Origin of the sequence: Caballeronia sp. GAFFF2, from assembly GCF_023631485.1 — a bacterium.
Classification (GTDB): Bacteria; Pseudomonadota; Gammaproteobacteria; order Burkholderiales; family Burkholderiaceae; genus Caballeronia.
Genome location: NZ_JALQDA010000027.1, coordinates 334389 through 345964, shown reverse-complemented (window position 1 = coordinate 345964; position 11576 = coordinate 334389). Strand labels below are relative to the sequence as shown.

The window sequence follows — 11576 nt, the reverse complement described above, 5'->3', positions numbered from 1 at the left end:
ACGACGCGAATTGAAATGAACGCGAGACTCAATGATTCTGGAGACAGGCTCCCGCAAGCTCGCCGCGACGATAATCCGGACCGTCGCTCCAACTGGCTCACGCGTCCTGCAATGAAATTGACCGTGCTCTGGGTAGCACTTGCCGCGCCTGCCCTGCTGTTTGCAGCGCAAAGTCCGCTCATGCGGGGTGGACGAGCGGCGTCGGCGGCTTCAGCGGAATTGCCGGACGATGCATCGTCCTTGCCGGAAACGGGCGTGACGCAAGTGCCCGCGCGCGGCAATACGCAAGTTCCGGACACACCTGTCACACCAAGGCCGCACAACGCACGACCGCCGGCTCACTTGCCGTGAGCCGGACGACGGACGACATGTTTCAAGCCGCGGCGGCGGGCTTGCTGGCTTCGCGCGGCACGTCCGGTTCGAAGAACACCCAGCGCACCTGCGGAAAGGCTTGCTGCAAATCTTCCTCGACGATGTTGATTGCATCGATCATCGCGCGGCCGCTGGCATAGTCGATCATCTCGGCTTGCACGGCGACAACGACATCCTTGCCCCACTGAAGCGTGATCAAGCTGATGATGCGCGTGATCTCGGGCCGCGCGCGCAAATGCGCGTCGATGGCCTTGCGCACTTCGGGACTGGCCGATTCACCGACGATCATCGACTTCACTTCGCGCGCGACGAGAAACGCAATCAGCATCAGCAACACGCCCACGCCGACCGAGCCCGCCGCGTCCCATGCGGGGTTGCCGGTGATCATCGTCATGAGCACGGCAGCGAACGCGATGGCGAGACCCGCGAGCGCGGCCACATCCTCGCCTGCGACAACCAGCAACTCCGACTCGCGCGTCTCGCGGAACCAGCGCCACATGGTCTTGTTGCCCGCCGTCTTGCGAATCTCGCGCACCGCGCCCGCCAGTGAAAACGCTTCGAGCACGACCGAGATGCCGAGAATGACAAGCGCGACGATCGGGTTCGTTAGCGGCTCATGATGCATCAAACGATGCGTGCCTTCGTACACCGAAAACGCGCCGCCGACGAAGAAGAGCAACAGCGCCACGATCAGCGCATAGAAGTAAATCTCGCGCCCCGAGCCGAGCGGATGCAGCGCGTTGGCGGGCGCCTGCGCGCGCTTGAGTCCGAGGAGCAGCAGCAGTTGATTGCCGCAATCGGCCGTGGAGTGGATGGCTTCGGCGAACATGGAGCCTGAGCCAGTGAAAGCAGCCGCGCCGAACTTGCATACGGCGATGCCGAAGTTGGCGGCGAGCGCATAGAGAATCGCTTTCGGAGATTCTTCCTTCATGTGCAAGTGATGTCCCGGTGGATGCTAAGAGCTGGGTTACGCGGATGCGTCTCAGGCCACTTCGATACGGCCCGCGCCGTCCACCATCTCGCCGATCACGGCGGCGTCGGAGAAGCCATCCGCGCGGAAGATCGCGAGCACGTCGTTCACGGCTTCAGGCGCGCACGAAACGAGCAGGCCGCCCGAAGTCTGCGGATCGGTAAGCAAGTTGCGAGCCTCGTCCTGAGGCGCGTCGAGGGATGCGGCAAGCGATACATCGGCGCCATACGCGTTCCAGTTGCGTCCCGACGCGCCGGTGTAAATGCCCGCGCGCACGAACTCGCGCACCTGTGGCAACCACGGCAGCCTTGCATAGTCGATACGTGCGGTAAGTTGCGCGCCGCGTGCGAGTTCGAGCGCGTGGCCGAGCAGGCCGAAGCCCGTCACGTCGGTGAGTGCATGCACGCCATCGAGCAGGGCGAGTTCCGCGCCGGGGCGATTGAGCTTGGTCGTCGCGGCGATCATCGCGGCGTAGCCCGTGGCATCGAGTTGATCTTTCTTCAATGCGGCCGACAGTATGCCGACGCCGAGCGGCTTGCCGAGCACGAGCACGTCGCCCGCGCGCGCTGCCGCGTTGCGCTTGACGCGCGACGGATGCACGATACCGAGCGCGGCGAGCCCGTAGATAGGCTCGACCGAATCGATTGAATGCCCGCCCGCGACGGGAATGCCCGCCTCGGCGCATACCGACTCGCCGCCCTTGAGGACTTGCGCGATCACGTCATGCGGCAACACGTTGATCGGCATGCCGACGAGTGCGAGCGCAAAAATTGGCTTGCCGCCCATGGCATAGACATCCGAGAGCGCATTGGTCGCGGCGATGCGGCCGAAGTCGAACGGATCGTCGACGATCGGCATGAAGAAGTCGGTCGTCGCAACGATAGCCTGTTCGTCGTTGAGCTTGTAGACGGCGGCATCGTCGGCGGTGTCGTTGCCGACGAGGAGATTGGGGAACGCGGGCAATGGCGTGCTGCGCTTGAGCAGGTCGGCGAGCACGCCGGGCGCGATTTTGCAGCCGCAGCCGCCGCCGTGCGAGAGGCTGGTCAGGCGGGGTGATGCGCTGAAATGGGCGGTCATCTTGGTTTCATCCGGTAAGTGCGATCGATGCGGCATTATCGCCGCTCGGGAACAAACGCGCGCTCAGGCAGTACGTTTGAATAGCCCCGGATACGCTGTAACGAGCCCGTTCTCATCGACATCGATCTCGGCCGTAAAGCCCGTATCGAGCCCTTCGTAGCGATAGCGGCGCCCATCTTCCAGGCACGTATAAGCCTGCTCGACCGCGCTGACAGTCAACGTCGGCACGTTCACATAAGCGACGCGAATCACGCGCCGCTCACCGCGTTGCAGCTTCAACCGGCGAATGGGCAGCGTGTTCGTGAAAGGCGTCGCGCTCAGGTCGACGTCGATACAACCGCGGAGTTCATCGCGTGCGGAGCCGTCGGCGTTGGTCCATGCGTGTTCGTCTCCGTCGTCTCCATCTGACCGATGCAGATCGAGCGTCGCACCGCCCGGGAGCTTCGCGGCAAGCCGCGTGACCTGCCAGCGCGTATCGCACTCTATGCGATAGACGAGGCCGAACGCGCCCGCCTTGCTTTCGCCAGCGACCACGCTCTCGATCACGATCGGCGACGCTTCATCGTCCAATACGAGATGTTCCAGTCCTGTGCCGTCCACTTGCGACCATCTCACTGTTTTCATCGCGCGCCTCGTTGTGAGTTCGAAAGCGCAGCATACAACGCAGCCCAAACGCCATCGATCCACCTTCGACACACGCCGCACGCTCGACGCGCCGAAACATCACACGGTATACTTCGCGAAATCTCAAAAAGACGCGCCCGATCCGTGCCGACGTTGGCGATGTCGCCCGAGCCCACGTGACAGGCGCCAGCGTATTGCCGTTCATCGCGCAGGCTCGTCTTTGTCCGCCTCTTCGCTCTCGCCGCTCATGACTCATCGCATGAAAACTGCCTTCGTTCCCGCCTTGTTCGCATTGCTCTTGTCCGCGTCGATGGTTCAGATCGCGCAGGCCCAAGAGGCACCCGATAACGTGACGGAAGACTATTCGTATCTGTCGCGGCTGCATGTGCCGGAGAGCGTCGCGCAATGCGTCGCGGCCTTCGACCGATGGGTTGCGGACGCGCCGAAGTACGACGCGCTCATCGTGCCCGACCGCCGCGTGTTGTCAGCCAGAATCGACAGCGAAACGCCCGTGTTTAGCGTGGGCAATCCGATTCCAGTCGATCAGGTCATCGTGATGCGCGCGTTCGCCAAGGCGCGCGGCAAGACGAAATGGACGCGCGTGGACAGCCGATGTGGCGTGCGCGACGGGCACGTCGTGGGCGTATCGCTTACGCCGAATATAAAGCCGACCATCGTGCGTTGATTGGCGACGGTGCAGACTAGCCTCGCGCGGCGCGTTTGCCCACGTTCTTTCCGCCCAGCCATTTGACGACCTGCGGCCCGAAACTGCGCGGCGCCTTTGCATTCACCCGGCCTGCGAGATCGGACAGCTTGTCCGCGGCCAGCGCTTCGCGCATGCGCTTCTCCGCGTTCTTCATGACGGCGTGAACGGCGCACACGCCGCTCGTCGACCACGGCGGCGCTTCTTCGCCAAACACCGCGCAACGCGCGCGAATCTCGCGACATTCGAAGAGCGGCTTGTCGCCATCGATGGCATGCACGACATCCAGTACGCTGATCTCTCGCGATGGCCGCGCCAGCGAGAAACCACCGCGCGCGCCTTCGGTCGCGGTGACGAGCCCCGCCTTGTGCAGCTTCGTGAACAGCTTCGCCACGAACTCCGCCGGCACGCCTTGCAGTTCCGCCAGATCGCGCACGCTGGCGCCGCTCACACCGTGCGGCGGCTCCGCGAGATAGAGCATGCAGTGCAGCGCGTACTCCACGCCCGTGCTGATATGCGCCATGTGTTACTCCGATAAGCGTGATCGTAGTTCAGGATAGTGCCACGCTCGCGGGCCGACAGCGGCAATCTCAAATTAATAAGCGTGCTTCCAAATATTTCAAGCTTCACCTTTGCTTACAAACGAACACGGCTTGTCATTTTACGAACCGCTAAATTGCTCTCATGGACTCACCAAGGAGAAATCCATGAAGAAGCTGGCGATACTTGTAGCACTGGGCGTGGCGCTCGCGGGCTCACTCTCGGGCTGCATCATCCTGCCGGACGGTGGCGGTTACCACCATCATCACGATTACTACCGCTAGAACACCGGCATGACAAAAATCCATAACTACTACCACCGCGCTCGTAGTTACGAAGCGAGCCAACGGAAGACCACGAATACCGAAGGAGCAAATCATGTTGAACAAGACTAAGAAGAGCCTCTTGATCGCGTCCCTTGCAGCGTCGCTTGGCATGGGCATGATGAACGTTGCATCGGCGGACGATCATCGTCCGCATCATGTGGTGAAGGTCGGCTGGCATGGCGAGCGCTACTGGGACGGTCATCGCTACTGGGCGCGTAACGAGTGGGAACGTCACCATCGTCCGCATCACGAAGAGCCGCATCGTTATTGATCGGCTTTAAAGAAAAAGCCGCAGCGACTCGAAGCGCTGCGGCTTTTTTTGCCTGGCGAGCCTGAGCCTCACCAGTCCTTGGGGTTGCCGCCCAGTTCCTTGCAGGTGTCGTAGGCAATCGCTTGCAGCTTGGCCTCCCCGATCTGCCCCGAGAGCGCATAACCCACGCTGTCCGCGGCCCAGTAATACGTCCTGCGCGGGCCGTCGCGCAGCATCCGGATCTGAGCGTCGTTGCGTCGTACCGTCGCCATGTAAAGCGTGAGACGTTCGCCCGCTGCGTTCTGATACATGAACTGCGCGGCCGGCCCGTCTTCACCGGGCAAGAGCCTGCCCCCCACGAGCTGAAAGCCATACTCGACGAGCGATGGAATCGTCAACGTTCGATTCAACCGCTTCGACAGCCAATTGACGAGATGGTCCTGCTGCGACGCCGCCACTTCCACCGCGTGACGTTGCTCCGGCGCATACACCGCATAGGCAATGTCCGCGCGTTCCGCGAAGCGCGCACGCGGCTCGCCGAACGAAGGCAGCAGCATGTGCATCAAGAATCCACACGCGACGCCCACCACGAGAAAGCACGCGGCCAGTAGAAAGCGCTCGCGCTTTCGCGCACGCATGACGACGATCTGCGGCTCGGCCTGCTCCGCCGCGAAGAGCGCGCGCAACGCATTGTCCTGCGCGCGATAGTCGGTCGCCGTCGCCTGCAGCGCGGGGTCATCGGCCAGGCGCGCTTCGACGGCCTTGCGCTCATCGCCGTGAAGCTCGTCGTCGAGCCAGGCAGAGAGCGCCTGAAGGTCGCGATCCGGCGGTCGTTCGTCGTGGGTCATGTCCGGCTCACCACTTTCAGCGACGACGCACGGCGCCCCGGTTCCTCGCCAAGCAGAACGCGCATGTGTTCGCGCGCCCGCGAGAGGCGCGACATCACGGTTCCGGCTGGCACGTTCAAGACCACGGAGGCCTCCTGGTAACTCATTTCCTCGACACACACGAGCAACATGACTTCGCGCTGTTCGACCGGCAGGCAGTAAAGCGCGCGTTGCACGTCGCGCAGCACGAGTCCGTCCACTTCGCCACGCGGCGCGGCCATTTGCCGCCACGGCGCGGTTTCATCGTCGACGGCAATGTCGCGCCGTCCGCGCAACTGGTCGATATACAGGTTGCGCATGATCGTGAACAGCCACGCGCGCAGATTGGTCCCCGCGCGAAACGACCGCATGCGATTCAACGCACGCTCGGTCGCGTCCTGCACGAGATCGTCGGCCCAGGCGCGGTCGCCCGTCAACGCGCGCGCATAGCGGCGCAATTGCGGAAGATGCGCGAGGAGATCGCTCTCGAAACTCACGGCCGTAGAACCGGACGATTCGGCATCAGTAGCTGCCCTTCATGACCGGATCGGCGGCGCCGGCTCCCGCATTACCCGAAGCACCCGCCGTGCCGCTCGCGCAGCCGCTCGACGCCAGCGCGCAGACGAGCGCAGCCAGGAGCAACGCTGCTCCGGACAGTCGTTTCATGTTCGTGTCCCGTCAGAAAGAAGACTCGCAGGCTCGCCGGTTTATTCCCGCGAGCCCGCTCGCAGAAACGCTTACGGCTTCACGACGTGCCAGACATCCTTGAAGTTGTCGCCGTTTTTATCGCCGGGCTTGGTGTCCTTGGCAAAGCGGTATACGCGCTTGCCGTCGTACGCCCATTGCTTGCCGCCGTCGGCGGTTTCGGTGGTCCACTTGCCGCTCGGCTGATCCGAGGCGCCCGCCATCGCGGCGGGCCACGCCTGCGCGCAGCCGCCGGAGCAGGCGCTCGCGCCGCCCTTGGTGTCTTTGTCGAAGGTGTAGAGCGTCATGCCGTTGTCATCGACGAACATGCCGTTCGATTCTTTCGGCGCCGCGGCGAACGCGGGCGATGCCAGACACGCCGCCGCAACCGCGGCCGTGACGATCGTGAGGATGCGCTTCTTCATTTCATCTTCCTTATTGGAGAAGTATCCGTAGAACGTTCGGCAGCGCTGCGCTATTCCGCGGACGATGAAATAAACCGATGCGGCAGCGCCGTCGCATCGCCATGCGGCAAGCTTTGTTCGACCGTGCGGCGCGCTTGGCTTCGTTCAGGCGCCGGTTGCGGCGGCATCGCGCCAGCGCCGCGTGTCGCGCAGCGGCGGCGCGCCGAAAAGGCGGCTGTACTCGCGGCTGAACTGCGACGCGCTTTCGTAACCGACGCGATGCGCGGCCGTCGCGGCATCGGCGATATCGAGCAGCATCAGACGCCGCGCTTCCTGCAGGCGCAACTGCTTCTGATACTGCAGCGGACTCATCGCCGTCACGGCCTTGAAATGATGATGCAGCGAAGACACGCTCATATGCACGTCCCGCGCGATATCTTCGACGCGCAAAGGTTGATCGAAGTTCTGACGCAGCAGAAGAATGGCCTTCGCGATGCGCTGCGTCTGACTGTCCTGCAAGGCGATCTGGCGCAGCCGCGCGCCGGAACCGTTCATCAGCAGCCGATACAGAATCTCGCGCTTCACCAGCGGCGCGAGAATCGGCACGTCGTCCGGCGTGTCGATGAGGCGCAAGAGGCGCAGCACCGCGTCGAGCATGGAATTGCCGAGTCGATTCACATACACGCCGCGCGTGGCGTCCGACTGTGTGACGGGCGGCAGATGCTGGTCTTGAATCAGCGACGTGATCTCTTCGACATCGAGATCGAGCCGCATGCCGAGATAGGGCTCCGTTTCGCTTGCCACTGTCACTTGCCCGATCACCGGCAGATCCACCGACGAAACGAGGTAATGCATGGGGTCGTAGACGTAGACGTCGTCGCCAACCATGATGCGCTTCGTGCCTTGCGCGATCAGCGCGAGCGCGGGCGTTTGAATACCCGGTTTCGGCCCGCCCGGATTCATGATGCGGTGCACGAAGACGCCTGGCACGCAGGTTTCGATGGAACCCTCGCAGCCCGCCGTCAAGCGGTCGAGTAGCGAGACGAGTTCGAGACGCGCCTGATCCAGCGCGGGATCGAGCGTCTGACTGTTATTGCGCATCTCTCTGGGATGCTCGTGCGGATCTTTGTCGGCGAGGCCGGGTGTGTCGTTCAGCGCCATGATTTTCCGAGGAATTTAGCGTTCGAAGGAGTCTCGTTAGCTTACTCGCGCGGGCGCGGTTGTGCTTGGGGTCGCGCGCCCGCTTTGCAGGAATTGGCAAGGATTCGACAGGATCAGGCTATGACACGCAAGAGGCGCGGGAAGATACTGCATTGCCGGCGCGACGCGTCGACCGGTCGAAACATCGACACTTCGCGCCTTCCGATCACCGCATCGTTACTCTGGAGCCTTCCATGCGCTACAGGAAATTCGGCAATACCGGCCTATTCGTCTCCGAGCTGTGCCTCGGCACCATGACCTTCGGCGGAGGCGGCGGCGGCATCTGGGACAACATCGGTCAGCTTCAGCAGGCGGACGCCGACAAGCTCGTCGGCCGCTCGCTCGACGCGGGCATCAATTTCATCGATACCGCCGATGTCTATGCCGACGGCCAGTCCGAAATCATCACGGGCCAGGCGTTGAAGAATCTCAAGGTGCCGCGCGAGAACGTGGTCGTCGCGACCAAGATTCTGGGCGAGGCGGGAACCAAGAGCGTGAATTCGCGCGGCGCGTCGCGCTTTCATATCATCGATGGCGTGAAGGCCAGTCTCAAGCGGCTGCAACTCGATCACGTCGATCTGTATCAGATTCACGGGTTCGATCCCGCCACGCCAATCGAGGAAACACTGCGCGCGCTCGACAATCTGGTGCAGCACGGCCATGTGCGCTACATCGGCGTGTCGAACTGGGCCGCGTGGCAGATTGCCAAGGCGCTTGGCATTTCGGAGCGTCTGGGCCTGGCGCGTTTCGAGTCGTTGCAGGCGTATTACACGATCGCCGGGCGCGACCTGGAGCGCGAACTCGTCCCGTTGCTTCAAAGCGAGAACGTCGGCTTGATGGTGTGGAGTCCGCTCGCGGGCGGCCTCTTGTCGGGCAAATACACGCGCGAAGGCGGCAAGGAAGAAGGCGGCCGCCGCACGAAGTTCGATTTTCCGCCCGTGAACGTGGACCGCGCGTATGACTGTATCGACGTAATGCGTCGTGTCGCCGAAGCCAAGGGCGTTTCGGTGGCGCAGATCGCGCTTGCATGGTTGTTGCACCAGAAGGTGGTGACGAGCGTGATCGTCGGGGCGAAACGTATCGAGCAACTCGATGACAACATCGCGGCGACCAAGGTAACGCTCAACGCCGACGAGCTCGCCGCGCTCGACGAAGTGAGCCAGCTTCCCGCCGAATATCCCGGCTGGATGCTGACGCGGCAGGGCGAGTATCGTCGCAAGCAGTTGAGCGAGTGACGCGCGGCTTCAAATGATCGGCTTGCCGCCCGTCACCGCGACGGTGGCGCCCGAAATGTAGCTCGCCTCGTCCGAGGCGAGCAGCACGTAAGCGGCGGCCAGTTCGGCAGGCTGGCCGGCGCGTTTCAAGGGCACTTGCGAGCCGAAATTCTTGACCTTCTCGACGGGCATCGTCGAAGGAATCAATGGCGTCCAAATCGGTCCCGGCGCCACGCAATTTGCGCGAATACCGCGCTCGGCCAGCAATTGCGCGAGGCCGCCCGTGAAGTTCTGGATCGCCCCCTTCGTACTCGCATACGCAATCAAACCGGGATTCGGCGCGTCCGCATTCACCGACGTCGTGTTGATGATCGCCGCGCCCTCCTTCAGATGCGGTAGCGCCGCCTTGGTGATGCGAAACATCGCGCCGATGTTGGTCGAGTAGGTCTTGTCCCACTCGTCGTCGCTGATGTCTTCGAGGCCGTCGTAGGTCATCTGGTAAGCGGCGTTGTTCACCAGCACTTCGAGATGGCCGAACGCCTCCACCGTCTTCGCGACGAGTTCGCGGCAATGCGCGCGGTCGGTGATGTCGCCGGGCAATAGCAGCGCCTTTTGTCCCGCTTCTTCCACCCAGCGGGCCGTCTCCTTGGCGTCGTCGTGTTCGTCGAGATAAGAGATCGCCACGTCTGCGCCTTCGCGCGCGAATGCAATCGCCACCGCCCGCCCGATGCCGCTATCGCCGCCTGTGATGAGCGCAGTCTTGCCGGCAAGTTTGCCGCTACCTTTGTAACTCTCCTCGCCGTGGTCGGGCTGCGGATCGAGCGGCTTGGTCAATCCGGGACGGCGTTCTTGCTGCTGTTCAGGAAACGGCGGCTTGGGGTAATTCTTCGCGCTCATCTGTTCTCTCCATTCGATTGCGTGCTCGGGATTTACCCTGAGTCAGCAAGGGATGGACCCGTGATCGCGGCATTTTCGGGCCTTTATCTCGAAATGGGATAGGCGCTATGCTCCGTATCGCGTTGCGACATACCGACGCTGCAACGAGACTGTACGCACAACATTTCGACGCAATCACGGAGACATCATGCGTACTCAAGTCGGCATCGTCGGTGCGGGCCCGGCCGGGCTTCTGCTTTCCCATCTTCTGCATTTGCGCGGCATCGAGTCGGTCGTACTCGAAGCGCGCGGTCAGCAGGACATCGAATCGACCATTCGTGCGGGCGTCCTCGAACAAGGCACGATGGATTTGCTCAATCAGGCGGGAGTCGGCGCGCGCATGCAGGCCGAAGGCGCGTTGCATCACGGTTTCGAACTGGCGTTCGAGGGACAACGGCGCCGTATCGCCTTGACAGAACTGACGGGCCATTCGATCACGGTCTACGCGCAGCATGAAGTCATCAAGGATTTGGTCGCGGCGCGCCTTGCGGCGAACGGCGCGCTCAAGTTCAACGTGTCGAACGTGAGCTTGCACGATTTCGCGAAGAACAGCGACGGCAAGCCGCGCATCGAGTACACGCATGAAGGGCGCGCCGAAACGCTGGAGTGCGATTTCATCATCGGCTGCGATGGCTCGCAGGGCGTCTCGCGCCCGTGCATTCCGGAAGCGGTGCGGCAGGACTATCAGCGGGTGTATCCGTTCGGCTGGTTCGGCATTCTGGTCGAAGCGCCGCCTTCGTCCGACGAACTCATCTACGCGCGCCACGACCGCGGCTTCGCGCTCATCAGCACGCGCTCGCCCGGCGTGCAGCGCATGTATTTCCAGTGCGATCCGAAAGAGTCCGTCGATGCCTGGTCCGACGACCGCATCTGGGCCGAACTGCACGCACGCGTCGATACCCACGATGGCTGGCAGATCACGGAAGGGAAGATTTTTCAGAAGAACATTGTCGGCATGCGCAGCTTCGTATCCACGCCGATGCAGTCAGGCAAGCTCTTCCTCGCCGGCGACGCGGCGCATATCGTGCCGCCGACGGGCGCGAAGGGCTTGAATCTCGCGGTGTCGGACGTGCGGGTGCTCAATGCCGCCCTCGTCGATTTCTATAAGGAAGGCAAAAGCGACAAGCTCGCGCAATATACCGAGACCGCGCTCAAGCGCGTGTGGCGCGCGGAGCATTTCTCGTGGTGGATGACGCGCATGCTGCACAAGCTCGACGATACGTCGCCCTTCGAGCAACGCCTGCAGGTCGCGGAACTGGAGCATGTGACGACTTCGCATGCGGCGGCGACGGCGCTTGCCGAAAACTACGTGGGCAGCGTGGCGGTTTGATTTCCGCGCGTTAAGTTCGAGCGGATGGACGGCGCAGCTTGCGAGGTCATTTCCCGAAACCTTGCAAGCACGCGGCAACT

15 protein-coding genes are annotated in these 11576 nt (G+C 62.7%); 5 read left to right on the top strand and 10 right to left on the bottom strand.

Going from position 1 to position 11576, the window contains the following annotated elements:
• Positions 1-111 precede the first annotated feature (111 nt).
• A complete protein-coding gene (locus NCT04_RS17975) occupies positions 112-351 on the top strand; it encodes a hypothetical protein (RefSeq protein WP_250466900.1) in 240 nt (79 codons plus the stop codon).
• 22 nt (positions 352-373) lie between these two features.
• On the opposite strand, the gene NCT04_RS17970 is transcribed toward NCT04_RS17975, so the two are convergent.
• From NCT04_RS17970 to NCT04_RS17960, 3 genes are all read right to left on the bottom strand, one after another.
• Positions 374-1303, bottom strand: a complete 930-nt coding sequence (locus tag NCT04_RS17970; RefSeq protein WP_250466898.1) for a cation diffusion facilitator family transporter — start codon at positions 1301-1303, stop codon at positions 374-376.
• Positions 1304-1354: 51 nt separating this feature from the next.
• Positions 1355-2419: a selenide, water dikinase SelD gene (selD, locus tag NCT04_RS17965; protein ID WP_250466895.1), complete on the bottom strand. Its 1065-nt coding sequence runs from the start codon at positions 2417-2419 to the stop codon at positions 1355-1357.
• Positions 2420-2482: 63 nt separating this feature from the next.
• Positions 2483-3043, bottom strand: a complete 561-nt coding sequence (locus NCT04_RS17960) for a putative glycolipid-binding domain-containing protein (RefSeq protein WP_250466894.1) — start codon at positions 3041-3043, stop codon at positions 2483-2485.
• A gap of 259 nt (positions 3044-3302) precedes the next feature.
• Between NCT04_RS17960 and NCT04_RS17955 the strand changes: the two genes are divergently transcribed.
• Positions 3303-3728 carry a BspC domain-containing protein gene (locus NCT04_RS17955; protein WP_244828275.1) on the top strand — a complete coding sequence of 142 codons (426 nt, stop codon included), beginning with the start codon at positions 3303-3305 and terminating at the stop codon, positions 3726-3728.
• Positions 3729-3744: 16 nt separating this feature from the next.
• Here NCT04_RS17955 and NCT04_RS17950 read toward each other — a convergent pair whose 3' ends face one another.
• Complete coding sequence (locus NCT04_RS17950) at positions 3745-4269, bottom strand: RrF2 family transcriptional regulator (protein WP_244828276.1); 525 nt, start codon at positions 4267-4269, stop codon at positions 3745-3747.
• A gap of 398 nt (positions 4270-4667) precedes the next feature.
• Here NCT04_RS17950 and NCT04_RS17945 point away from each other — a divergent pair, with 398 nt between their 5' ends.
• Positions 4668-4883, top strand: a complete 216-nt coding sequence (locus tag NCT04_RS17945; RefSeq protein WP_404989445.1) for a hypothetical protein — start codon at positions 4668-4670, stop codon at positions 4881-4883.
• Between the two features lie 68 nt (positions 4884-4951).
• On the opposite strand, the gene NCT04_RS17940 is transcribed toward NCT04_RS17945, so the two are convergent.
• From NCT04_RS17940 to NCT04_RS17920, 5 genes are all read right to left on the bottom strand, one after another.
• On the bottom strand, positions 4952-5710 hold the full coding sequence (locus NCT04_RS17940) for an anti-sigma factor family protein (RefSeq protein WP_250466890.1): 759 nt from the start codon (positions 5708-5710) through the stop codon (positions 4952-4954).
• A complete protein-coding gene (locus NCT04_RS17935) occupies positions 5707-6225 on the bottom strand; it encodes a sigma-70 family RNA polymerase sigma factor (RefSeq protein WP_250466889.1) in 519 nt (172 codons plus the stop codon). The genes NCT04_RS17940 and NCT04_RS17935 overlap by 4 nt, the downstream gene beginning before the upstream one ends.
• 25 nt (positions 6226-6250) lie before the next feature.
• Positions 6251-6394: a hypothetical protein gene (locus NCT04_RS17930; RefSeq protein ID WP_244828281.1), complete on the bottom strand. Its 144-nt coding sequence runs from the start codon at positions 6392-6394 to the stop codon at positions 6251-6253.
• Between the two features lie 71 nt (positions 6395-6465).
• On the bottom strand, positions 6466-6837 hold the full coding sequence (locus NCT04_RS17925) for a COG4315 family predicted lipoprotein (protein WP_244828283.1): 372 nt from the start codon (positions 6835-6837) through the stop codon (positions 6466-6468).
• Between the two features lie 144 nt (positions 6838-6981).
• Positions 6982-7977, bottom strand: coding sequence for an AraC family transcriptional regulator (locus NCT04_RS17920; RefSeq protein WP_250466887.1), 996 nt, complete (start codon positions 7975-7977; stop codon positions 6982-6984).
• A 233-nt stretch (positions 7978-8210) separates the two neighbouring features.
• Here NCT04_RS17920 and NCT04_RS17915 point away from each other — a divergent pair, with 233 nt between their 5' ends.
• Positions 8211-9251: an aldo/keto reductase gene (locus NCT04_RS17915; protein WP_250466886.1), complete on the top strand. Its 1041-nt coding sequence runs from the start codon at positions 8211-8213 to the stop codon at positions 9249-9251.
• 9 nt (positions 9252-9260) lie between these two features.
• Here NCT04_RS17915 and NCT04_RS17910 read toward each other — a convergent pair whose 3' ends face one another.
• Entirely contained in the window at positions 9261-10127 is an 867-nt protein-coding gene (locus NCT04_RS17910; protein WP_250466884.1) for a glucose 1-dehydrogenase, read from the bottom strand.
• Between the two features lie 187 nt (positions 10128-10314).
• Between NCT04_RS17910 and NCT04_RS17905 the strand changes: the two genes are divergently transcribed.
• Positions 10315-11496: a 4-hydroxybenzoate 3-monooxygenase gene (locus NCT04_RS17905; protein ID WP_250466883.1), complete on the top strand. Its 1182-nt coding sequence runs from the start codon at positions 10315-10317 to the stop codon at positions 11494-11496.
• Positions 11497-11576 lie beyond the last annotated feature (80 nt).